The organism is Blastococcus sp. SYSU D00669 (assembly GCF_054050715.1).
Window position 1 is genome coordinate 1 of sequence record NZ_JBJGZV010000022.1, and the last position, 20,964, is coordinate 20,964.

At 73.9% G+C, this 20,964-nt stretch carries 24 protein-coding genes; 15 read left to right on the forward strand and 9 right to left on the reverse strand.

Going from position 1 to position 20,964, the window contains the following annotated elements; genetic code table 11:
* The first annotated feature begins 195 nt into the window (after positions 1 to 195).
* Both ACI8AF_RS16135 and ACI8AF_RS16140 read left to right on the forward strand, forming a co-directional pair.
* Positions 196 to 387 carry a hypothetical protein gene (locus ACI8AF_RS16135; RefSeq protein WP_456540746.1) on the forward strand — a complete coding sequence of 64 codons (192 nt, stop codon included), beginning with the start codon at positions 196 to 198 and terminating at the stop codon, positions 385 to 387.
* A gap of 172 nt (positions 388 to 559) precedes the next feature.
* On the forward strand, positions 560 to 2,452 hold the full coding sequence (locus ACI8AF_RS16140) for an NlpC/P60 family protein (RefSeq protein WP_456540747.1): 1,893 nt from the start codon (positions 560 to 562) through the stop codon (positions 2,450 to 2,452).
* Between the two features lie 30 nt (positions 2,453 to 2,482).
* Here ACI8AF_RS16140 and ACI8AF_RS16145 read toward each other — a convergent pair whose 3' ends face one another.
* The 9 genes from ACI8AF_RS16145 to ACI8AF_RS16185 form a co-directional block, all read right to left on the reverse strand.
* Positions 2,483 to 3,232, reverse strand: a complete 750-nt coding sequence (locus ACI8AF_RS16145; protein ID WP_456540748.1) for a hypothetical protein — start codon at positions 3,230 to 3,232, stop codon at positions 2,483 to 2,485.
* Positions 3,232 to 3,573, reverse strand: coding sequence for a hypothetical protein (locus tag ACI8AF_RS16150; protein ID WP_456540749.1), 342 nt, complete (start codon positions 3,571 to 3,573; stop codon positions 3,232 to 3,234). Before ACI8AF_RS16150 ends, ACI8AF_RS16145 begins: the two co-directional genes overlap by 1 nt.
* Before the next feature lie 224 nt (positions 3,574 to 3,797).
* Positions 3,798 to 4,892, reverse strand: a complete 1,095-nt coding sequence (locus tag ACI8AF_RS16155) for a flagellar biosynthesis protein FliA (RefSeq protein ID WP_456540750.1) — start codon at positions 4,890 to 4,892, stop codon at positions 3,798 to 3,800.
* Between the two features lie 41 nt (positions 4,893 to 4,933).
* Positions 4,934 to 5,368: a hypothetical protein gene (locus ACI8AF_RS16160; RefSeq protein ID WP_456540751.1), complete on the reverse strand. Its 435-nt coding sequence runs from the start codon at positions 5,366 to 5,368 to the stop codon at positions 4,934 to 4,936.
* A gap of 199 nt (positions 5,369 to 5,567) precedes the next feature.
* On the reverse strand, positions 5,568 to 5,852 hold the full coding sequence (gene csrA / locus ACI8AF_RS16165; RefSeq protein WP_456540752.1) for a carbon storage regulator CsrA: 285 nt from the start codon (positions 5,850 to 5,852) through the stop codon (positions 5,568 to 5,570).
* Between the two features lie 76 nt (positions 5,853 to 5,928).
* On the reverse strand, positions 5,929 to 6,345 hold the full coding sequence (gene fliW, locus ACI8AF_RS16170) for a flagellar assembly protein FliW (protein WP_456540753.1): 417 nt from the start codon (positions 6,343 to 6,345) through the stop codon (positions 5,929 to 5,931).
* A 16-nt stretch (positions 6,346 to 6,361) separates the two neighbouring features.
* Positions 6,362 to 7,273, reverse strand: coding sequence for a flagellar hook-associated protein FlgL (gene flgL, locus ACI8AF_RS16175; RefSeq protein WP_456540754.1), 912 nt, complete (start codon positions 7,271 to 7,273; stop codon positions 6,362 to 6,364).
* A 7-nt stretch (positions 7,274 to 7,280) separates the two neighbouring features.
* Entirely contained in the window at positions 7,281 to 8,705 is a 1,425-nt protein-coding gene (gene flgK / locus ACI8AF_RS16180; RefSeq protein WP_456540755.1) for a flagellar hook-associated protein FlgK, read from the reverse strand.
* Positions 8,702 to 9,187, reverse strand: a complete 486-nt coding sequence (locus tag ACI8AF_RS16185) for a flagellar protein FlgN (RefSeq protein ID WP_456540756.1) — start codon at positions 9,185 to 9,187, stop codon at positions 8,702 to 8,704. Before ACI8AF_RS16185 ends, flgK begins: the two co-directional genes overlap by 4 nt.
* Before the next feature lie 164 nt (positions 9,188 to 9,351).
* Here ACI8AF_RS16185 and ACI8AF_RS16190 point away from each other — a divergent pair, with 164 nt between their 5' ends.
* The 13 genes from ACI8AF_RS16190 to ACI8AF_RS16250 all read left to right on the forward strand — a co-directional run bounded on the left by ACI8AF_RS16190 (position 9,352) and on the right by ACI8AF_RS16250 (position 20,960).
* Positions 9,352 to 10,290, forward strand: coding sequence for a sigma-70 family RNA polymerase sigma factor (locus ACI8AF_RS16190; protein ID WP_456540757.1), 939 nt, complete (start codon positions 9,352 to 9,354; stop codon positions 10,288 to 10,290).
* A 146-nt stretch (positions 10,291 to 10,436) separates the two neighbouring features.
* On the forward strand, positions 10,437 to 11,270 hold the full coding sequence (locus ACI8AF_RS16195) for a flagellin N-terminal helical domain-containing protein (RefSeq protein ID WP_456540758.1): 834 nt from the start codon (positions 10,437 to 10,439) through the stop codon (positions 11,268 to 11,270).
* An 86-nt stretch (positions 11,271 to 11,356) separates the two neighbouring features.
* Positions 11,357 to 12,748, forward strand: coding sequence for a flagellar filament capping protein FliD (fliD, locus tag ACI8AF_RS16200; protein ID WP_456540759.1), 1,392 nt, complete (start codon positions 11,357 to 11,359; stop codon positions 12,746 to 12,748).
* Positions 12,749 to 12,790: 42 nt separating this feature from the next.
* Positions 12,791 to 13,177: a flagellar export chaperone FliS gene (gene fliS, locus ACI8AF_RS16205; RefSeq protein WP_456540760.1), complete on the forward strand. Its 387-nt coding sequence runs from the start codon at positions 12,791 to 12,793 to the stop codon at positions 13,175 to 13,177.
* A complete protein-coding gene (locus ACI8AF_RS16210; RefSeq protein ID WP_456540761.1) occupies positions 13,174 to 13,512 on the forward strand; it encodes a hypothetical protein in 339 nt (112 codons plus the stop codon). The genes fliS and ACI8AF_RS16210 overlap by 4 nt, the downstream gene beginning before the upstream one ends.
* 199 nt (positions 13,513 to 13,711) lie before the next feature.
* On the forward strand, positions 13,712 to 14,785 hold the full coding sequence (locus ACI8AF_RS16215) for a hypothetical protein (RefSeq protein WP_456540762.1): 1,074 nt from the start codon (positions 13,712 to 13,714) through the stop codon (positions 14,783 to 14,785).
* 324 nt (positions 14,786 to 15,109) lie between these two features.
* Positions 15,110 to 15,439, forward strand: a complete 330-nt coding sequence (locus tag ACI8AF_RS16220) for a flagellar basal body rod protein FlgB (protein WP_456540763.1) — start codon at positions 15,110 to 15,112, stop codon at positions 15,437 to 15,439.
* A gap of 1 nt (position 15,440) precedes the next feature.
* Complete coding sequence (locus ACI8AF_RS16225; RefSeq protein WP_456540764.1) at positions 15,441 to 15,845, forward strand: flagellar basal body rod protein FlgC; 405 nt, start codon at positions 15,441 to 15,443, stop codon at positions 15,843 to 15,845.
* A 2-nt stretch (positions 15,846 to 15,847) separates the two neighbouring features.
* A complete protein-coding gene (gene fliE / locus ACI8AF_RS16230) occupies positions 15,848 to 16,165 on the forward strand; it encodes a flagellar hook-basal body complex protein FliE (RefSeq protein ID WP_456540765.1) in 318 nt (105 codons plus the stop codon).
* Entirely contained in the window at positions 16,165 to 17,760 is a 1,596-nt protein-coding gene (gene fliF, locus ACI8AF_RS16235; RefSeq protein ID WP_456540766.1) for a flagellar basal-body MS-ring/collar protein FliF, read from the forward strand. Before fliE ends, fliF begins: the two co-directional genes overlap by 1 nt.
* Positions 17,757 to 18,845: a flagellar motor switch protein FliG gene (gene fliG, locus ACI8AF_RS16240; RefSeq protein WP_456540767.1), complete on the forward strand. Its 1,089-nt coding sequence runs from the start codon at positions 17,757 to 17,759 to the stop codon at positions 18,843 to 18,845. The genes fliF and fliG overlap by 4 nt, the downstream gene beginning before the upstream one ends.
* Positions 18,829 to 19,653 (forward strand): FliH/SctL family protein, encoded by an 825-nt coding sequence (locus tag ACI8AF_RS16245; protein ID WP_456540768.1) that lies wholly within the window; start codon positions 18,829 to 18,831, stop codon positions 19,651 to 19,653. The genes fliG and ACI8AF_RS16245 overlap by 17 nt, the downstream gene beginning before the upstream one ends.
* Positions 19,650 to 20,960: a FliI/YscN family ATPase gene (locus ACI8AF_RS16250; protein WP_456540769.1), complete on the forward strand. Its 1,311-nt coding sequence runs from the start codon at positions 19,650 to 19,652 to the stop codon at positions 20,958 to 20,960. The genes ACI8AF_RS16245 and ACI8AF_RS16250 overlap by 4 nt, the downstream gene beginning before the upstream one ends.
* Positions 20,961 to 20,964: the final 4 nt, after the last annotated feature.

The following is a 20,964-nucleotide window of genomic DNA, read 5'->3' on the forward strand; positions in this document are numbered from 1 at the left end:
AGCGGGGGCCGCCGCATCCAGCCCCCCCCCCCCCCCCCCCCCCACAACCCCCCCCCCGCCCCCCCCCCCCCCCCCCCCCCCCCCCCCCCCCCCCCCCCCCCCCCCCCCCCCCCCCCGCGGTGCGTCCACCCGGCGGTCCGGCGCTGGTCGGGGCCCCTACGGTGGGGACGCACGCGCTCTCCTGGAGGACCGACCATGGCCGAGCAGCCCGCCGAGGACGTCCTCATGCTGCCCCCGATCCCGCTCGCCACCGGCAGCGTCGTCGAACCCGAGGACGACGGTCGCCCGGTCCGGATCACCAAGCTCGAGTTCGTCGTCTCCACCGAGGACGGCGGCGAGCTGCGCATCCCCCTCGTCCACCGGCACGGCGCCTGGTGGGCCCCCTGACGGTCACCTGATCGGGCGAACCGGCACCGGATCCACCCTCCCCCCATGGGGTGAGCGCCCCTCCCCCGCCCCTCGGGCGGCCCCCGCACCCCGTCGATGGACGGGCTGAGGCCCCGCTGCGCACCGCAGCCGGGGCCGGCCAGTCCGGACGAGACCGCGGGGGGACGACGCAGTGCCTGGCACGCGCACGGCTCCGCCGTCCCGGACCCGCCCGGCCGCCCCCGCCGCCCGGCCGCCGCTGTCGGCCCGCGAGGCGGCGCTGCTGCGGCAGCTGCTCGACGAGCGCACCTCGGCCGGTCAGCCCGTCGTCCGCCGGCCGGCGGCCCGCGGTCCCCGGCCCCGCGGCGCCCAGGCCCGTGCACGCGCCGCCCGCGCGGCGCGCAGGGAGCGGCGGCGGCTGGCCCGCCGGCGGTGGTCGAAGCGGATCTCGCTGACCGTCGGCGCGCTGACCGTGCCCGCCGTCCTCGCCGTCCTGCTGCCGACGACGCCCACCCCCGGTGCCGCCGGCACCCCCACCGACGCCGCCTCGCTCGCGCTCGCCGCCCAGGCCACGCTGGTCGACGCCGCCGGCCGCTACCGGCAGCTGGAGCAGCAGGTCACCCAGCGGCGCGACGAGCTGGCCGCCGCCGAGTCCGCCGCCGCCACCGCCCGGGCCGCCGCCGCCTCGGAGCAGGACGTCGTCGGCACGGCGTCGGCCGACCTCTACCGCGCCTCGGCGACCGCCCGGTACCCCCTGCTGGGCCTGGACGTCGCGCACCCCGACGCCACCGCCGGCGTCCTCTACCGGCAGGCGCTCGCCGACCGCGCCGACCGGGACCTGCAGGGCTCCGTCGTGCGCGCCGAGCGGGCCGCCACCGCGGTGGCGGCCGCCGAGGAGGTCGTCGCCGACGCCCGGGCCGGGCTGCGCGCCGCCGAGCGGACCGCCGCGGAGGCGCTGGCCGAGGTCCGCGAGACCACCGACGACCTGGCGCCGGAGGTCGCGCTCGGCCTGGCCGGCCTGACCACCGGCGGCGTCCAGCGGGACCGCGACGCCGCCGCGCTGCGCCGCTGGCAGGACTACCTCGCCGCGCTGGCGGCCGCCGGCATCGACCCGCCGTCGGCGCGCGAGCTGGCCGACGGGGACGCGCTGCCCGCGGGCATGTCCCCCGCGCTCGACGCCGCCGGGCAGCCGATCCCCGGAGTGGCGTGGGCGGTCATCGGCAGCAGCCCGGTCACCGTGCTGCCGGCCGAGACCGTCGCCGCGGTCAGCTCCGCGCTGGCGCAGCTCGGCAAGCCCTACGTCCCCGGTGGCACCGGCCCCGACGCCTACGACTGCGGCGGCTTCACCGCCGCGACGTGGCTGCTCGCCGGCTACGCGCTGCCGCTGACGCCCGCCGCCCAGTGGGCGACCGGTGCCGCCGTGCCCGTGTCGGCCCTGCAGGTGGGCGACCTGGTGATCGGCGACGGCGGCCAGGACGTCGGGATCTACCTGGGCGCCGGCGAGGTCGTCGGCGCCTCCGCCGCCGGGCACACCGTCGCCGTCCGCTCCCTCGGCACCGCCGACACGGCCGTGCGGGTGACGCTGCCCGCGCCGGACGCCGCGAACCCGGCGCTGGCGCCCGCCGCCGGCATGGGTGGCTGCGGCGCCGCGCTCCCCCCGCCGGGCGTGGTGGACCCCGCCTGGGGCGGCTTCGCCAACGGCCGCATCCCACCGTCGTCGCTGTGCCGGCTCGGTGTGGGCGGGCACGCGCTGCGCTGCGACGCCGCGGCGTCGTACGCCGCGCTGAGCGATGCCTTCCGGGCCGCGTTCGGCAGCCCGCTGTGCATCACCGACTCCTATCGGTCCTACGCGTCGCAGGTGGCGGCATACCGCGCCAAGCCCCGGTTGGCGGCCTGGCCCGGCACGTCGAACCACGGCTGGGCGCTGGCGGTGGACCTGTGCGGCGGCATCAACGTCGCCGGGAGCCCGCAGTGGACGTGGATGCAGGCCAACGCCGGCCGGTTCGGCTTCGTCAACCCGCCGTGGGCGCAGCCGGGCGGCGAGAAGCCCGAGCCCTGGCACTGGGAGTACGGCGACCTCGGATAGAGCACTCCCCGCTTTCGGCGCCGAAAGCGGTCATGACCAGGAGAGGTCGGGCAGGCGGCGCCAGGGGAGGATCACGCAGGCCTCGCCGGTCTCGCCGGCCAGGCGCGCGGCCACCCCGGGCTCGGCGCAGGCGACCGGCCGCCGCGGCGTCACGACCACGGTCATCTCGGTCAGCTCGAGACCGCCCGCGGCGGTGCGCGCCCGCAGCCGCTCCGGCTCCACGAGGCCGGCGGTGGCCAGCAGCGGTGCCGAGGCGTGCGACCACAGGCCGACCGGCCCCTCGGTGCGCAGGTCCAGCGCCACCTCGCCGGCCCGGCCGGCGGCGGCCGCGCGAGCGCGGCGCACCAGGCGGGCGTCGGCCGACGGCGACGGCGTCCACGGCACGAGCAGGTCCTCGCGGCGGACGACGACCCGCCACGCGACAGCGGTCCGGGTCGCGTCGGTCCAGTCGAGGACGGCGATCCCGGTGGCGATGGCGGCGGCATCGGGCACCGGCCGGTGCGCCACCCAGGTGGCGAGCGCCGCCGAGACGGCCTCGGGCGTGGCGCGCACCCCGGCGTCGGTCATGTCGGCGGCCAGGTCGGCGAGGTGCACGTGCAGGCGGCGCTCGTCCTCCTCGAGGACGACGGCGGAGCGCTCCACGGCCAGCCGCAGGCGGGCGGTGCGCAGGTGCGGCAGCACGGCCTCGGCGGCATCGCGGAGGACGTCGACGCGCACGGGCTCCGGCCGCAACCGCTGCAGCAGGCCGAGCGAGGAGCGTCCGAAGGGGCTCTCCCCCATCAGGCGGGGACCCCGGAGAGCACCGCCCGCAGCTCGTCGGAGAGCGTCGGCACGGCGAGCACCCCGGCCAGCTCCTCGGCCGACAGCCGCACCGGCAGCACGTCGGCCTCCCAGCCGGTCGCCCGCCGCACGCGGTCGGCCGAGGCCGGCCACACCGCGTCGCGCGCCGCGGCCACGTGCAGCTCGGTCAGCACGTCCTGCAGCCGGATCGCGGCCACCGGGTGCAGCTGGGCACCGGCGATCTCCTCGTGCAGGACGGCGGCCAGCTGGTCGCGGTGCCGCGCCGTCAGCCAGTGCGGAACCAGGACCTGCGGCAGCGGGTCCCCGTGGATCGCGGTCACCGCTGTCCCTCCCCGTGTCGGCCCGGCGCCCCGGCCGCTGTGCGGCGGCTGGGAGTCGGGCGCGGTGTCACACGTTGGATATCGGCAGCGCGGAGGCTGGATGGACCCTAGTCACGGGCTGTTTCCCACAGAGTCGACCGGCACGGTTCGGCGGAACCGCGCAGGCCCCGGAACGCCTCGACCCACCTGGCCGGACGGCGAGGTGGGTCGGCGGCGGCGGACCGTCAGTCGGCGAGCTCGGCGAGGCGCTGCTTGAGCGCCTTCTCCACCCGGTCGGCGTAGACGTTCATGTTGCGCACCGAGGTGTTGAGGTCGTTCGACAGCTGCGTCTTCGTCTGGCCGCCCCACGTGGTGAGGTACCAGGTGGCCCAGCCGAGCACGTTGGGCTGGCCGGCGCGCTGGTCGCGGCGGGCCTCCGGGTCGGGCGCGCAGGCGGCGGTGAGCGCGTGCGAGAGCAGGGTCTGCTCCGCCTCGCCCATGATCTCGTCCGGCGCCTCGGAGGAGTCCGGCAGCAGCACCTCGGTGGTGTCCGGCCCGCCGTCGAGCGACTGCAGGTTGCGCAGCCCGTTGAGGGTGGCCACGGTCTGCGAGTTGCGGCGCAGGGTCTCCACGCTCTGGCCCATGTGGGCGGCGAGCTCACGCTCGCTGGGCCGGCGCTGGTGCTCGGCGATGAACGCCGCGATCGCCTTCTGCTGCTTGTGCTCGGTGTCGGCCGCGGTCCGGCCGTGGGCGTTGCGGCCGAGGTCGTGCACCCACTTGGACAGCTGGGTGGCCAGGAAGGCGCCGAACGGGACGCCCTTGGACTCGTCGTACTGGCTGACCGCCTTGAGCACCCACTCGTAGACCTGCTGGCCGAGGTCGTCCGGGTCGGGCAGGTGCAGCCGGATGGTGCTCATGTTGCGCTGCAGCCGCTTGAGGCTGACCGGCCCGTAGTGCCGGCACAGGTCGGCCAGGAACGCCGGCGGCAGGTCGCGCGGCGCGCGGCGGCGGACGTCGGTCTCGGCGCGCAGGCCGACGGTGGTGGCGCCGTGCCGGGCGCACCACGCCTTGACCCAGTCGGCCAGCACCGACGCCGACCCGGGGGCGCCGTCCACGCGGTAGAGGCCGTCGCCCTGGTCGTAGGTGACCGTCACGCCGTCGGGCGCGTCGGCCCGGAACTGCTCGAGCGGCAGCTCCCGGTCCACGCGGAAGTGCACCCGGTCGAGCAGGGAGATCGGCGCGAGCTCCCACCCCTCGGCCTCGGGGATGCCACCGAACACCAGGGGCGCGCGGGACGCGGCCGCACCGGATCGGGACTCGGACAGCGCACGGTCGGACACCGGGACTCCTCGAACTGCGGGGAAGACAGGAGAGGGGGAGGTCAGGCGGGGACGCGCTCGACGAGCGCGGCCTCGCGGGGCGCGGGCACGGCCGCGCCGGCGCCGCGGGCGGCGGTCTCGATCAGCGTCGCGGCCGCGGCGCGCTCCTCGGCGCTGGGCTCGGCGGTGTAGACCGGCATGTGGTCGTACAGCGACGTGAAGATCCCGCTGACGAAGGCGTAGGCCGCCTGCGCCTGCGGCGAGAACTTCGCGATGGCGGTGCGCGGGCCCAGCTCGACGCCGACGGTCAGCCGCACGACGCGGTCGTCCTTGCTGACGCCGGTGACCGCGAACGAGACCGACTCGTGCTCGGCCGCGAGCGCCGCGAGCGCCGCCAGGCACTTGCGGGTCGCTCCGCGGCGCGGGCGCAGCTGCACGTGCACCACCACGGTCTCGTCGTCGACCGTGGCTGCGTTGTTCGATGCAGTGCGTTGCATGGTGATCGCCCCCTGTTACGTGCCTGGGGGAAATCTGCCTCATGCCAGCCCGCGACACGGCACAAGACCTGCCGTGTCCCTCCCAGTTGTGAGGGGTGCGGTTCGGCAGTTCTTGCCCGTGTCGTGGCTACGCGCGCAACCGACCGCGGACCCGCGGGCGAGGCCTGACGAATCTGCCGGGCTCCACCTGCGAGATCTGTCAGGCGGTCGGTGCCTTCGGGGTCGCCGTGGTCCCGTCGGCCGCCGGCTCCGCCGGGACGGCGGGCACGAACGCGGCCAGCGCACCGAGGCTGTCGGCGGTCACCTGCGCGGCGAGAAGGTTGGCCTCGGCGATCTGCCGGTAGACCTCCTCGCGGTGGATCGGCACCTCGCGGGGGGCCTTGAAGCCCAGCCGGACCGTGCCGCCGCGGACCTCGACGACGTGCACCTCGATGTCGTCGCCGATGCGGATGGTCTCGCCGACGCTGCGCGTGAGAGTGAGCATCTGTTACCCCTCCATGGGTTGTGGTGGCCTCCTGGCGCGGGCGGCCCGGCAGGTGTGCACCGGCCGCCCAGCATCGTTATCGGCGCAGGGGACGCCGGATCGGATGCGTCCCGTCGGCGAGCACGACCTGGCAGGCGCGCCCGGCGACGGGGTTGACCACGACGGGAGCCCGGAGGTTCGCCGTGGCGGAGCCGACGTCCCCGCGGGGGACGGTCAGCAGGCAGTACAGCTGGGCGTCGGCCGGGTCCTCCAGGTCCAGCTCGGCGCAGACGGTCCGGGTGAGGACCGGGGCGTAGTCGGGGAAGAAGCGGGCCGCCGAGGCGGCCAGGAACCGCGGCCCGTCGGGGGCGACGGACTGCAGCCAGAACAGCAGCCCGTCGGTGTCGGCAGCGACGAGCACGTAGTCCCGGTAGCGCGGGAACCCGGGCATCGGCTCGGCCAGCGCGAGCACCGCGAGGGACGCCGGTCTGGTGGCGGCGGGCGACAACGTCATCGGGTCGGCCGTCCGCTCAGCGCAGGAAGTCGAGCAGGGTGGGCTGGATCGACTGCGCGGTGGCCTGCAGCGCGGCCTGGTAGTTGTTCTGCTGCATCTTGAGCTCCATGATCGTCTTCGGCAGGTCGACGTCCTCGGTGTCGGAGAGCCGGCTCTTGAGGTTCAGCGCGGTGTCGACGTTCACCGCCGCCGCCGTCTCCATGCGGGTCGACCGCGTGCCGACGTCGGCGGCCGCCTCCAGCAGGCGGTCGAGCACCGCGTCGAGGTCGGCGACGTGGCCCTCCAGCGCCGTCCGGTCCCCGACGTCCGCCGCGACGTCCTCGACCACGGAGAACAGGTCCTTGCCCGTCGCGGGGTCGCCGAAGGCCTCCACGGCCGTGATGTCGACCCGGATCGTCTCGACGGCGGAGACCCGCCGCTCCAGCGGCTGCACCGGGATCCCGCCCGCGCCGCCGACCCCGACGTAGGCGCCGGTGGTGGTGTCGTAGGCCTTGTCCCCGCTGGTCACCCCGCCGAAGAGGGGCCGGCCCTGCACGACCTGGTTGGCCTGCTGCAGCATGCTCTGCCGGATGCCGCCGACCTCGGTCGAGATGGCCTCCAGCGACTGGTCGGTGCTCCCGCCCTCGTTGAGGGCCTGGACCGCGAGGTCCCGGACGCGACGGAGCTGGGTGAGCATGCTCTGCATCGCCGAGTCGGTGGCGTCGAGGAAGGTCTTGCCGTCGGTGATGTTGCGGGCGAACTGGTCGTTGGCGCTGATCGCCTTGCGGGTGATCAGCGAGGTGTTCGTCCCGGTGGGCGAGTCCGACGGGCGGCTGATCGTCCGGCCGGACGTCAGCTGCTGGTTGAGCTTGTCGACGGCCAGCTGGTTGCTCGTCAGCCCCTGGAGGCTGGTCAGCACCATCGCGCGCTGGGTGATGCGCATCGTCATCGTCGGGTCACCGCACCATGTTGATCAGCGTGTCGAGCATGGAGTTGATCGCCGAGACGAGCTGGCCGGCGGCGGCGTACCCGTGCTGGTACTGCAGCATGTTGGTGACCTCCTCGTCGAGGTTCACCCCGGCCACCGCCTCGCGCGACGCGTCCACCTGCGTGCTGATCACCGACTGGGTGGTCAGCCGGTTCGACGCCGTCTGCGCGTCGACGCCGAGGCCGACGATCATCTGCCGGTAGTTCGCGTCCACCCCGCCGGTCTTGAGGCTGAGCTCGTAGATCTTGTCGGCGTTGGCGTTGTCGGCCGAGGGGGTGCCGCCGACGGCCGTCGGGGACAGCGAGGCCGCGGCGAGCTTCGCCGGGTCGGAGATCCGCAGCCGCAGGTTGGCCGCCGTGATCGTCGCCGGGTCGACGGGCAGGGTGCCCGTGCCGTCGTCGAGCAGCGGCTCCCCCGCGGCCCCGGCCAGGTCGTAGCCGGCGGTGTGCGCGGCGTTGAGGTCGGTCGCCAGCTGGCGGGCGAGGTCGTCGATCGCCTCGCGGTACTTCGGGATCGTCGAGGTCAGCGCGGTGAGCTGGCCCTCCGCGGTGCCCCCGGCCCGCACCACGACGCCGGCCGGCGAGGTCACGATCCGCGGCGGGTCGCTGCCGAGGAGGTCGGGGTCGTCGGCGCCCTGCAGGGCGAGCGTGATGGTCTTGTCCCCGTTGACGAGGGTCACGCCGCCGACGGAGACGGTCAGCGATCCGTCGCCGGCGGGGCTGGAGGTCGCGCCGACCTTGTCGGCGAGCTCCATGATCAGCATGTCGCGCTTGTCGGCCAGCTCGTTGCTCGCCAGGCCGGCCTGCGTGCTCCGGCGGATCTGCGCGTTCAGGTCGGCGATCGAGGCGGCGGTGGCGTTGACGTCGTCGACCAGCGTGCCGAGGCTGGCGTAGTTCCCGGCCCACTGCTGGTCGAGGGCGGCCCGCGTGGTCCGCATGCCGGAGACCAGCGTCTCGGTGCGCTGCAGGACCTGGGTGCGCGCACCCGGCTCGGTGGAGTTGCTGTGGACGTCGCCCCACGCCGACCACATGTCGGCCAGCTGCGACTGGACGCCATGGGCCCCGGGCTCGCGGAACGCGTCCTCGATCTCGGCGAGCGTGTCGTCGGCGACGGTGAGGGTGGCGGTGGTGGCGTGCTCGAGCTGGCCCCGCGACTCGAGGAAGACGTCGCGGATGCGGGCGATCTTCTCGGCGTTGACGCCCTCGCCGACGTTGCTGCTGACGGCGTGGACGGCCGGGACGGCGGTGCCGCCGAGCGACTGCAGCTCGGCGCGCTGGCGCGAGTACCCGACGGTGTTCATGTTGGCCAGGTTCTGGCCGGTGACGTCCATGCCGCGCTGGTTCGCCCACAGGGCGGTGCGGGCCGTGTTCAGCCCGCCGAAGGTGCCGGTCACAGCGCCCCGTCCAGGGTGACCGCCCGCGAGTCGCCGTTCTGCGCCCGGCCGCTGGCGCCGTAGGTGCCGGCGCTGGGGGTGCGCACCGACAGCAGCGTCTCGCCGATGAGCGCCATGCCGCCCTCGATGAGCTCGCGGTTGGCGTCCGACAGGCTGCGCAGGTCGGTCACCAGCACCAGCAGCGCCTCGTGGTGCTTGGCGAACAGGTCGTTCCACGGGGTGGGCGCCTTCTCCGCCAGCTGCCGCAGCGACGGGCTGGCGCCGATGCCCAGGTGCACGGCGAGCGCCTCGGTGGCGGCCGCGCGCTCGACCTCGAGGGTGCGCAGCTGGTCCAGCACCACCTCGATCTCGTGCGCGATGCGGGCCAGCCAGCGGGTCTTGCCGGTGAGGATCAGGTACTGCTTCTCCTCGGCCTTGAACAGCAGGAGGTCGAGCAGCTCCTGCTCGCGCCAGAGCAGCGTCGACAGGTGCTGGTAGTCCACGTCCCCACCGCCTTCCTCGTATCGCTTCGTCGACACAGGGCATCGGCACCCGGCGGGAGCCCCTCAAGCCGAAACGGCGACACGAACGGATGAACCGTCCGGGGCGCGAGGAAAGTTGGCGGCGACGGTGCCGGGGACCGCGGAACCCGCCGAGAAGAGACGGCGTGAGACCTGCCCGAGCCTTCGCGCCCGATCGCCAGCGCGTCGAGGCCGGCCCCAGGCCGCCGGCGTACCGGCGGTCGGCGGCCGACGTCGACGCGCTGGTGACCGAGCACCTCCCCCTGGCGCACTTCGCGGTCAACGCCGTCGCCTCGAGGATCTCGCTACCGGGGCACGTCAGCCGGGAGGACCTCGTCTCCTGCGCGCAGGTCGCCCTGGTCGAGGTCGCCCGCCGGTTCGACCCGTCGGCCGGCGCCTCCTTCGCCACCTACGCCCTCGCCCGCCTGCAGGGCGCCGTCCTGGACGAGCTGCGCAGCGGCGACTGGGCCAGCCGCTCGGTGCGCGCCGCCGCGCGGCGCACCGAGGCGGCCACCGACGCCCTCGCCATCGAGCTCGGCCGGCCGCCCACCAAGGCGGAGCTGGCGGCCCGCCTGGGCGTGGCCACCAGCGAGATCGACGCGCTGCACGTCGACGTCCACCGGGCGGTGATGGTCAGCATCGACGCCGACCACGGCGGCGACGGCGGGTCCTTCGACCTGCCCGACACCGGCGAGTCGCCCGAGCGCGCCCTGCTGCGCAGCGAGCGCACCCGGCACCTGCAGGACGCCATCCGCGCCCTGCCCGACCGGCTGGACGAGGTCATCGAGCGCAATTTCTTCGGTGATGAATCCCTGACCGAGATAGCCGACGACCTCGGGGTGACCCTGTCGCGTGTCTCGCAGATGCGCGCCCGGGCCCTCACCCTGCTGCACGCGGCGATGAGCGAGGTGTGGGAGGGCCGCCAGGTGGCCGCCGAGGGCGGGGTGCGGGCCCGCAACCAGCAGCGCCTCTACGTCGACCGGGTGGCCGGCCGCTCGCCGCTCCCCCCGTCGGCGCCCCCGCTCCCCCGGCCCCGGACGCCCTGGCAGGTGCCCGGCCGCGGAACGGCGGTGCAGCCGGCCTGAGCGGCCCCGGGTGGGGGGAGGAAGGCAAAACTTTCGTCCCGTTCGCCTCAAGTGGGGACGCTCCCGCGCCGTAATGACCACTGCAAGCAATCCGCAGCACGGATGCAGCGGACAACCCCCGAGACCCGATTCCAAGGAGGAAAACCGTGGGTCTGAGTGTCAACACCAACGTCGCAGCTCTGAACTCGTACCGGAACCTGTCGGTCACCCAGGGCGCGATGGCGAAGTCGCTGGAGAAGCTCTCCAGCGGCTTCCGGATCAACCGTGCTGCCGACGACGCCGCGGGTCTGGCGATCTCGGAGGGCCTGCGGTCGCAGATCGGTGGCCTGAAGGTCGCCGTCCGCAACTCGCAGGACGGCATCTCGGTGGTCCAGACCGCTGAGGGTGCGCTCACCGAGACGCACTCGATCCTGCAGCGCATGCGCGACCTGGCGGTGCAGGCGGCCAACGACGGTGCTCTCAGCAACACCGACAAGGAGAAGGCCGACAAGGAGTTCCAGGAGCTCATCAAGGAGCTCGACGACATCGCCTCGAAGACGACGTTCAACGGGACCAACCTGCTGAACGGCTCCTTCTCCGGCAAGAACTTCCAGGTCGGCTCCAACGCGGGTGAGACCCTGTCGGTCACCATCAGCGGCATGGGCTCGGCCTCCGGCACCAGCGGCCTGGCCGTCACGGGCCTGGCCATCGGCACCGCCTCCGGCGCCTCCGGCGCCATCAGCGCGGTCAACGCGGCCATCGGCACCGTGTCGAACCAGCGTGCCAGCCTCGGCGCCATCCAGAACCGGCTCGAGCACAAGATCAACAACCTGAACGCGACGATCGAGAACCTCACCGCGTCGGAGAGCCGGATCCGCGACACCGACATGGCCCAGGAGATGACCAACTTCTCCCGGACCCAGATCCTGAGCCAGGCCGGTACCGCGATGCTGGCCCAGGCGAACCAGTCCTCGCAGGGCATCCTGCAGCTGCTGGGCTGATCGCCGGCCGGCACCACCTAGCACCACCCCGGTGAGGGGGGAGGCCCCGGCCTCCCCCCTCACCCACATCCGCCGGGCGACCGGCCGTGACGATCGGAGCAGCGATGGCGACGGCGAGCATCAGTGGCCTGGTCTCGGGCCTGGACACCTCCACCCTGATCAGCCAGCTCATGTCGCTCGAGGCCCGACCGCAGAACCTGCTGAAGACCAAGCTCTCCGACACCAAGGCCGACGCCACGGCCTACCGCGACATCAACACCACGTTCGACGCCCTCCGCACCGCCGCCGAGGCCCTCGGCAAGGCGGCCACCTGGGGCGCGGCCAGGGCGAGCAGCAGCTCCACCGGGATCGTCGCGACCTCGGCTGCCGGCGCCACGCCGGGCGCCCTGTCCTTCGACGTCACCGCCGTCGCGACCAGCCACTCCGTGCTGAGCGACCGGACGTGGACCAACGCCACCGACCCCGTCGGGCTGGCCTCGCCGCTCACCATCACCAAGGGCGGCACGGCCAAGACCGTCACCCTCGGCTCGAGCGCCACCCTCAGCGACGCGGTGACGGCCATCAACAACGCCGGCGCCGGGGTGACCGCCGCCGCCGTGAAGACGACCACCGGGTACCGGCTGCAGCTGACCTCCACGACCTCCGGCGCCGCCGGCTCGTTCACGTTCAACGCCGCCGGCGGCCCCACCACCGACTTCCCCACGCTGACCCAGGGCGCCGACGCGACGATCCACGTCGGCCCGGTCGGCGGTGGCTACGACGTCACCTCGGCCACCAACACCTTCTCCGACCTGATGCCCGGCACCGCGGTGACCGTGAACCAGACGGGCAAGGCCAGCGTCACCGTGACCAGCGACCCCGACGCCGTGGCGACCGCCGTCCAGAACCTCGTGACGGCGGCCAACAACGTGCTCTCGGAGATCGCGGAGCATACCGACAGCAGCACCGACAGCAAGGCCGTGCTCAAGGGCGACACCGTGCTGCAGGGGCTGACCGGCAAGGTGCTCGACGCCGTCGCCTTCGCGATCGGTGCCGACGGCTCCTCCGCACGCGCCGGCATCCAGCTCACCCGGGACGGGCAGATCGCGTTCGACAAGACGGCCTTCGTCGACAAGCTGAAGGCCGACCCCGCGCTGGTGCAGCGCCTGGTCGACGGGCAGGCCGCGGCCGACCCCGACGGCGTCCCGGGCAACGGCGACGAGCTGGCCGCCGTCCCCGGTGTCGCGCAGCGGCTGCTCGCCGTCGCCAAGGCGGCGACCGACTCGACCACCGGCACGCTCACCCTGCTGGCCAAGAGCGAGGACTCGCTCGCCGAGGACATCCAGGACCAGATCGACGCCTGGGACCTCCGGCTGGAGCAGCGCCAGGCCACCCTCACCGCGCAGTTCACCGCCATGGAGACCGTGCTGAGCAAGCTGAACAGCCAGTCGTCGTGGCTCGCGGCGCAGCTCAGCACGCTGCCGACCACGTCGAAGTAGCCCTGATCCACCGCACCCGCCCCACAGCACGGAGGAATTCCCATGAGCACGGCCGCCCTGCGTGCCCGCTACCTCGGTGACTCCATCACCACCGCCTCCCCGCAGCAGCTGCTGGTGATGCTGTACGACCGGCTGGCGCTCGACCTCGAGCGGGGCCACGTCGCCCTCACCGAGGGCAACCGGGCGGAGGCCAACACCCAGCTGCAGCACGCGCAGGACATCCTGATCGAGCTCCAGTCGAGCCTCGACGTCGACGCCTGGGAGGGCGGTCCCCGCCTGTCGGCGCTCTACAGCTGGCTGATCACCGAGCTGATCAAGGCCAACGTGAAGGGCGACGTCCGCCGGGTCGCCGACTGCCGCAAGGTCGTCGAGCCGCTCCGCGACGCCTGGAGGGAGGCGGCTGCCTCCCTCGCGTCGTACCCGGCATGAACGACGGCGGGACGGCCCGGCCGGTCACCTGGAACACCGTCCTCGACGACCTCGAGGGGCAGGTGCTCGAGGCCGAGGCGACCCTGGCGCGCGACCGCGCCGACGAGATCGCGGCCTGGGGACGGCGCTCCGAGGACTGGGTGCACCCCTCCTCCCTGGGGCCGCTCCCCGAGGAGCTGCGCGAGCGGGCCGCCCGGCTGCTCCAGCACCAGCTCGCCGTCGCCGAGCGACTGGTCGAGCGCATCACCCAGAGCCAGCGGCAGCGGGAGGTCGCCGCGCGGATGTCGTACGGTCCCAGCCGGCCGGTGCCGGCCTACATCGACCGGGCCCTCTGAGCCCGGGGCGCCCGTCGCGCCCCCTCTCCCCCGGCCCGCGGCGTCCCGCCCGGGCCGCGCGGTGCCGGATCGGTGCCGGATCGGCGCCGGACTGCCGAGAACAGGACATGGCCCCCTGGTGCGGGCCGTCTCTCGACCTGCCCCCGGCCACCGCTGCCGGGAGCGCCCTGGAAGGGCCACCCCCGGAAGGACCCGCCTCATGAAGGTGCTCATCTCCAAGACCCGCTACGACGGCTCCGAGTACTACCGGGCCGACGAACCCGCGCGGGCGGTGAACGAGGCGGACCTCGGCATCACGGTCGAGTCCCGCCTCGGGCTCGCCACCACGATGTACCCGAACCCCGACGGCGAGGGTCGCGTGATCGGCGAGGTCGACGCGCGGGACGCCGACGTCGTGGTCTTCCAGCTGCCGAAGACCGTCGAGAGCCTGCACATGATGCGGATCCTCAAGGGGCGCGGCATCGCCGTGGTCGTGGAGATGGACGACCTCGCCACCGCAGTGCCCTACGGCCACCAGGGCCACGACGTCCTGGTCCGCCGGGGCATCGGCAAGATCCCCCGGCAGTGCGCCCTCGAGGCCGACTTCGTCACGGTGTCGACGCCGTACCTGCTGGAGGAGTACGCCCCGCACGGCCGCGGCATGGTGGTGCCCAACGCCATCCCCCGTCGCAACGCCGAGCTGCCGCCGGCCTACGAGCGCGAGCCCGAGGTCGTGACGATCGGCTGGACCGGCAACGTCCTCGTGCACCCCTACGACCTGCAGGAGATGGGGTCGGGGATGCAGCAGGCGCTGGACCGGACCCGCGGCCGCAGCCGGTTCGTCGTCCTGGGCCAGAAGTTCGACGCCCGCGACCGGCTCCGCCTGCCCGAGGAGCCGGACGAGATGGGCTGGATCACCGGCGTCGACCAGTACGTCAGGACCATCGGCGAGGTCTTCGACGTCGGCGTCGCGCCGCTGCGGATCGACGCCTTCAACACCGCCAAGAGCTGGCTCAAGCCGCTGGAGTACTCCGCCCGCGGGGTCGCCTGCGTCCGGGCCACCACCGACGAGTACCAGCGGCTCGGCCTCGGCTGGGCGGCCCGCGCGCCCAAGGACTGGGCCAAGGGCATCGCCACCCTCGCCGGTGACGCCGACCGCCGGCGCGAGCAGGCCGCCGCCGCGCACCAGAAGGTCCTCGCCGGTCACCTGACCGAGCACACGGCCGAGCTGTGGGCGACCGCCTGGCGCAAGGCCCGGGACTTCCGCACCCGCGACCAGCGCAAGCTCGCCTGACCTCCGCGCTCCCGCTCCCCCGACGCCCCGCCGGCCCCCGAGGCCGGCGGGCGTCGCGCGTTCCGGGGCTCGCGGGTGACCCCGCGGTCACAGCCGCACCGCGCGCACCGAGCGGCACTTCCACCCGTCGTGTGACCCCGCGCCGGTCAGCTCCGGACCCGCCGGTGCCGATGAAGCAGGAGCACGGAAAGCACATGTCACGCCACGGATCGGCGGACCCTGCGCTCGCGCCTGCGCGCGAGCGCTCCTGCCGCACATCCGGAGGTCCCTCGTGTCCTGCGCCCCCTGCCGGCGGTCCGGTCCATGCTGATCGAGGACCGCACCATGACGACGCTGCACAGCGCCCTCTCTGGCCTGGCCCAGCGTCAGCGGGTCACCGCCGACAACATCGCCAACGTCAACACCCCGGGCTTCCTCGCCGGCCGCACCGACTTCGAGTCGGCGCTCAAGAGCGCCGTCTCCGACGGTGGGACGCCGACCATCTCCGGGGGCACCGTCCGGCGGTCGCTGGAGCCGACCAACACCAACGGCAACAACGTCAACCTCGACAGCGAGACGGTCATCGCGACCGAGACGGGGCTGCGCTACCAGCTGGCCCTGAACGCCCTCGGTGGCAAGTACTCGCTGCTGCGCAGCGCGCTGGCGACGGGCTGACATGGCGCTGTTCGACGCGATGAGCATCGCCGGCTCCGGCATGCTCGCGCACCGCAAGTGGCTCGACGCCGTCTCCGACAACATCTCCAACATCAACACGGTGTCGGCCACCAACGAGGAGGCCTTCAAGCAGCGCTTCGTCAACGTCCAGGCCGTGGAGTACGGCTCGGGCGAGGGCGGCGTGCGGGTGGCCGGGGTGGAGTTCGGCAGCGGCGAGGGCCGGCTGGTGCACGAGCCGGACAACCCGCTGGCCGACGCGAACGGGTACGTCCGGTACCCCGACATCGACCTCGGCGACCAGATGACCGAGCTGATGATCGCCCAGCGCGGCTACCAGGCCAACGCCACGGTCATCGAGCGGGCGACCGCCGCCTACCAGGCTGCCCTGCAGCTCGGCAAGGGCTGACCGTGAGCTCGCCCATCTCCGCCATCGGCCTGCCCGGGATCACCGGGATCGTCGGCACCCCCGGCGTCGAGCGCACCACGAGCGCGCCGGCGACCGACGGCCCGGACTTCGCCTCGGTGCTGGCCGACTCGCTGGAGCAGCTGCAGAGCTCCCAGGCGACGGCCGACGAGCTCGCCACCCAGGCCGCCACCGGTGACCTGAAGGACGTCCACGACTACATGATCGCGAGCAACCAGGCGGCGCTCGCCACCCAGATGGTCGTGACGATCAAGAACCAGGCGGTCCACGCCTTCAACGAGATCATGAGGATGCCTGTCTGATGCCTGCTGCGCTCGCCGGGCCGTTGGCGCGGATCCGGTCCGTGCTCTCGACGATCAGCCTCGGGCAGAAGGTCGTCATCGGCCTGCTGACCCTGGGGCTGGTCCTCGGCGGGTTCTTCTTCTACAGCTGGGTGACCGCACCGACGCTGTCCCCGCTGTTCTCCAACCTGTCGTCGACCGACGCCTCGGCCATCGTCGACGAGCTCAACGCCCAGGGCGTCGCCTACGAGCTCGCCGACGGCGGTTCGACGATCATGGTCGCCAACGACAAGGTCTACGACCTGCGCCTGACCATGAGCGGCCTGGGGCTGCCGGCCGGCCAGGACACGGGGTACGCGCTGCTCGACGAGCAGGGCATCACCACCAGCGAGTTCCAGCAGCAGGTGACCTACCAGCGCGCCATCGAGGGCGAGCTGGCCAGCACGCTGGAGGCGATCGAGGGCGTCAACACCGCCGTCGTCCACATCGCGCTGCCCAAGGACGAGGTCTTCGTGACCGACCAGGGCAAGCCGACCGCCTCGGTGCTGCTCAAGCTCTCCCCGGGCACCACCCTGTCCGGCGAGCAGATCAACGCGGTGACCAACCTGGTCAGCTCGAGCATCGAGGGCATGGACCCCAACGACGTGACGGTCGCCGACTCCAGCGGCCGGGTGCTCTCGGCCGCCGGGACCGGGCTGACCGCCGCCGCCGGCGACCAGCGCTCGCAGATGGAGCAGGAGTACGAGAACCGGCTGGCCGCCAACGCCCAGCAGATCCTCGACCGGGTGGTCGGCCCCAACCGCGCCGTGGTCTCGGTGCGCGCCGACCTGGACCTGTCGCAGCGGCAGTCGGTGTCGGAGACGCACGCGTACAACGAGGGGACCCCACCGACCTCGGAGAGCACGTCGACCGAGACCTACACCGGCGACGGCACCGGCGTCGGCGGCGTGCTCGGCCCCGAGAACACCGCCGACGCCACCGCCGGCGGCGGCAACTCCACCTACGAGTCGGAGCAGTCGACGGTCAACAACTCGGTCGACACCACCACCGAGACCGTCATCGAGGCCCCCGGCTCGATCAACCGGCTCACCGTCTCGGTGGTCATGGACGGCACCGTCGCCGGCAACCTCAACCAGCAGCAGGTGCAGGCGCTGATCGGCAACGCCGTCGGCCTGGACACCGCCCGCGGCGACGCGATCACCGTCGCGGCCATGCCCTTCGACACCACCGCCGCCGACCAGGCCGCCGCGGAGCTCGAGGCCGCCGAGGAGGCCGAGCGGCAGGAGCAGATGTGGTCGCTGATCAAGACCGGCGGCATCGGCCTGGGCATCCTGCTGGTGATCGTCCTGGTGTGGCTGCGCTCGCGCCGCCGCGGCGACGTCGAGGAGGACTACGAGGCCCTCGAGCTCGACGACGACATGCTCGCCGAGCTCGAGCGGCTGCGGGTGGCCAGCATCCGCGACGAGCCGATCCTGGACAACGCGGCGCTCGAGCTCGAGGCCGCCGAGCGCCAGCGCGTGCGCTCGGAGATCTCCTCGATGGTGGCCGAGAAGCCCGACGAGGTCGCGGCGATGCTGCGCGGCTGGCTCAGCGAGACGAGCGGAGCGAAGAAGTGAGCATCGCGTCGGTGGAGCAGCTCGTCGGGATCGGCTCGACCCAGAACCTCCCCGCCCCCACCGCGTCGGCGGTGCCGGCGCGGCCGGAGCTGCCGGGGCTGCGCAAGGCCGCGGTCTTCATCGCCCAGATGACCAAGGAGGAGGCCGGCATCCTGCTGGCCAAGCTGCGCCCGCGGGAGGTCGAGTCGATCACCCGCGAGCTCATGCGGCTCAACACGGTGGAGCCCGAGGACGTCGACGGCGTCCTGTCCGAGTTCCACCAGATGATGACCGCGCAGCGCTTCATCGGCCGCGGCGGCGTCGACTTCGCGCGCGAGATCCTGGCCGCGGGCCTGGGCGAGGACAAGGCCGACGGCATCCTGCAGCGGCTCAACGTCGTCTACACCGAGGTGCCGTTCGCCTCGCTGCGCAACGCCGACGTCCGGCAGCTGGTCACCTTCCTCAAGGACGAGCACCCGCAGGTCATCGCGCTGGTGCTCGCCCACCTGACCGCCGCCCAGTCGGCCGAGGTGCTCTCCGGGTTCGCCCCGGAGCAGCAGGCCGAGGTGGCGCACCGCATCGCCACCATGGACCGCACCAGCCCCGAGATGGTCCGCCTGGTCGAGGAGGAGCTCGGCCGCCGGATGGGCTCGCTGCTGGCGCACCAGGACATGACGACGGTCGGCGGCGTGGAGACCCTGGTCGAGATCATCAACCGGTCGCCGCGGCCCACCGAGCGCTCGATCCTCGAGTGGCTGGACAACACCGACCCCGAGCTGGCCGAGCAGGTCCGGGCGCAGATGTTCGTCTTCGAGGACATCGTCACCATCGACGACCGCTCGCTGCAGCTGGTGCTGCGCGAGGTGGAGGCCAACGACCTGGCGACCGCGCTCAAGGGCGTGCGCCCCGACGTCCGGGACAAGGTCGTGCGCAACCTCTCCGAGCGCGCCGCCGAGAACCTGCTGGAGGAGATCGAGCTGCTCGGCCCGGTGCGCACGCGCACCGTCGAGGAGGCCCAGGGCAAGGTCGTCGCAGCCATCCGCACCCTCGAGGAGCAGGGCGTGCTGACCATCAGCCGAGGGGGCGAGGATGACTTCGTCTCCTGAGCCGGCCCGCGCCCCGCGCGCGGGGGCGCTGCTGCGCGGCGCGTCGGCGGCCCGGGCGGTGTCCTACCGGGACGCCGTCCCGGCCCCGCGCAGCGCCCCGGAGGCCCCTGTCGACGGGCCGCTCACCTACGCCGAGGTGGGGCCGTCGCCGACCGACCGGCGGACGACGATCCGCCGGGCCGCCGACCAGCCGGTGCCGGCGGATGCCACGGGCGAGGCGCGGCCCACGTTCCGGCTCGGCGACGTCTACGCCGAGGAGCTCGACCGGCTGCGCCGGCAGGCGCACGCCGAGGGCTTCGCCGCCGGCCACGCCGAGGGGCTGACCGCCGCCGGGGAGGTCGTGGCGCAGACCGAGCGGGCCGCCGCCGAGCGGCTGGCCGAGGTGCAGGCCCGGTGGGAGCGCCGGCTGGTGTCGGCGACCGCCGCGCTCGGTGCCGCGGTGACCGCGCTGGAGCAGGCGTCGCTGCCGACCGCCGAGGACGTCCGCGAGTCGATCCTCGGCGCCGTCGTCACGCTCGTGGAGGACCTGCTCGGGCGGGAGCTGGCGCTGGCCGAGTCGCCCGGGCTCGACGCCGTGCGCCGCGCCCTCACCCTCAGCCCGCTGGACGCGCCGGTCCTCGTCCGCGTGCACCCGGACGATCTCGCCGAGATCCCGGCCGAGGCGCTCGAGGCGCTGCCGGCGACCGTCACGGTGGCCGGCGACCCGGCGGTCGAGCGGGCCGGCGCCGTCGCCGAGACCGGGCTGCAGCGGATCGACGCCCAGCTCTCCGCCGCCCTCGAGCGGGTGCAGGCGGTGCTCGCGCTGTGAGTCTCGCCGCGCTGCTCCCCCGGGCGCGCTCCGCGGCCCGGCCGCAGGTCACCGGCCAGGTGGTCGGCGCCATGGGGCTGACCCTGTCGGTGGACGGCGTCGCCGCCGCGGTCGGCGACCTGGTCGAGGTGAACCCCGGCAGCGACCGGGCGATGCTCGCCGAGGTGGTCGCCGTCGGCCGCGAGCGGCTCACCTGCATGCCGCTGGGCGACCTCTCCGGCGTGCACGCCGGCGCCCCGGTGCGGGCCACCGGCATGCCGCTGCAGGTGCCGGTGGGGGCGGGTCTGCTCGGCCGTGTGCTCGACGGCCTCGGCCGGCCCGTCGACGGTGGCCGCCCGCTGGGGCCCGGCGTCTCCTACGTGGACCTGTCCAGCGAGACCCCGCACGCGCTGTCGCGCAAGCGGGTCGACGAGCCGCTCACCTTCGGCGTCCGCGCCCTCGACACCCTGGTGCCCTGCGGCAAGGGCCAGCGGCTGGGCATCTTCGCCGGCTCCGGCGTCGGCAAGTCCACCCTGCTCTCCCAGATCACCCGCGGCACCGATGCCGACGTCCGCGTCATCGGGCTGATCGGCGAGCGCGGCCGCGAGGTGCGCGAGTTCCTCGAGGAGAACCTCGGCCCCGAGGGGATGGCCCGCACCGTCGTCGTCGTCGCGACGTCCGACGAGCCGCCGCTGGTGCGGCTCAAGGCCGCGTTCGTCGCCACCCGGATCGCCGAGGCGTTCCGCGACCAGGGCCGCGACGTGCTGCTGCTCATGGACTCGATCACCCGGACCGCGATGGCCCAGCGCGAGGTCGGCCTGTCCGCCGGCGAGCCGCCGGCCACCCGCGGCTACCCGCCGAGCGTCTTCGCGATGATGCCGAAGCTGCTCGAGAAGGCCGGCACGGGCGCCACCGGGTCGATCACCGGGCTCTACACCGTGCTGGTCGAGGGCGACGACCACAACGAGCCGATCGCCGACACGGCCCGGTCGATCCTCGACGGCCACATCGTGCTGACCCGCAAGCTGGCAACGGTCGGCCACTTCCCCGCCATCGACGTCCTGGAGTCGATCTCCCGGGTCGCCGGTGCGGTGGTGGCCCCGGACCGGATGGCCGACGCCCGCGAGGTGCGCCGGCTGATGGGCGCGCTGCGCGACGCCAAGGAGCTCATCGAGATCGGCGCCTACCAGCCCGGCAGCGACCCGCTGGTCGACCGGGCGCGGCATCTGGCCCCCGTGATCGACGCCTTCCTCCAGCAGCCCACCGGCGACCTGACGCCGGCCGACGACGCCTGGTCGATGCTGCACCGCATCGCCACGGCCGGCTGACCGG

What these genes read in the sequence shown, in the direction of transcription:
- ACI8AF_RS16135 (WP_456540746.1), top strand. Translation starts at nt 196, where the DNA reads ATGGCCGAGCAGCCCGCCGAGGACGTCCTCATGCTGCCCCCGATCCCG.
- ACI8AF_RS16145 (WP_456540748.1), bottom strand. Translation starts at nt 3,232, where the DNA reads ATGGGGGAGAGCCCCTTCGGACGCTCCTCGCTCGGCCTGCTGCAGCGG.
- ACI8AF_RS16160 (WP_456540751.1), bottom strand. Translation starts at nt 5,368, where the DNA reads ATGCAACGCACTGCATCGAACAACGCAGCCACGGTCGACGACGAGACC.
- csrA (WP_456540752.1), bottom strand. Translation starts at nt 5,852, where the DNA reads ATGCTCACTCTCACGCGCAGCGTCGGCGAGACCATCCGCATCGGCGAC.
- fliW (WP_456540753.1), bottom strand. Translation starts at nt 6,345, where the DNA reads ATGACGTTGTCGCCCGCCGCCACCAGACCGGCGTCCCTCGCGGTGCTC.
- flgL (WP_456540754.1), bottom strand. Translation starts at nt 7,273, where the DNA reads ATGACGATGCGCATCACCCAGCGCGCGATGGTGCTGACCAGCCTCCAG.
- fliS (WP_456540760.1), top strand. Translation starts at nt 12,791, where the DNA reads ATGAGCACGGCCGCCCTGCGTGCCCGCTACCTCGGTGACTCCATCACC.
- ACI8AF_RS16210 (WP_456540761.1), top strand. Translation starts at nt 13,174, where the DNA reads ATGAACGACGGCGGGACGGCCCGGCCGGTCACCTGGAACACCGTCCTC.
- ACI8AF_RS16215 (WP_456540762.1), top strand. Translation starts at nt 13,712, where the DNA reads ATGAAGGTGCTCATCTCCAAGACCCGCTACGACGGCTCCGAGTACTAC.
- ACI8AF_RS16220 (WP_456540763.1), top strand. Translation starts at nt 15,110, where the DNA reads ATGACGACGCTGCACAGCGCCCTCTCTGGCCTGGCCCAGCGTCAGCGG.
- ACI8AF_RS16225 (WP_456540764.1), top strand. Translation starts at nt 15,441, where the DNA reads ATGGCGCTGTTCGACGCGATGAGCATCGCCGGCTCCGGCATGCTCGCG.
- fliF (WP_456540766.1), top strand. Translation starts at nt 16,165, where the DNA reads ATGCCTGCTGCGCTCGCCGGGCCGTTGGCGCGGATCCGGTCCGTGCTC.
- ACI8AF_RS16245 (WP_456540768.1), top strand. Translation starts at nt 18,829, where the DNA reads ATGACTTCGTCTCCTGAGCCGGCCCGCGCCCCGCGCGCGGGGGCGCTG.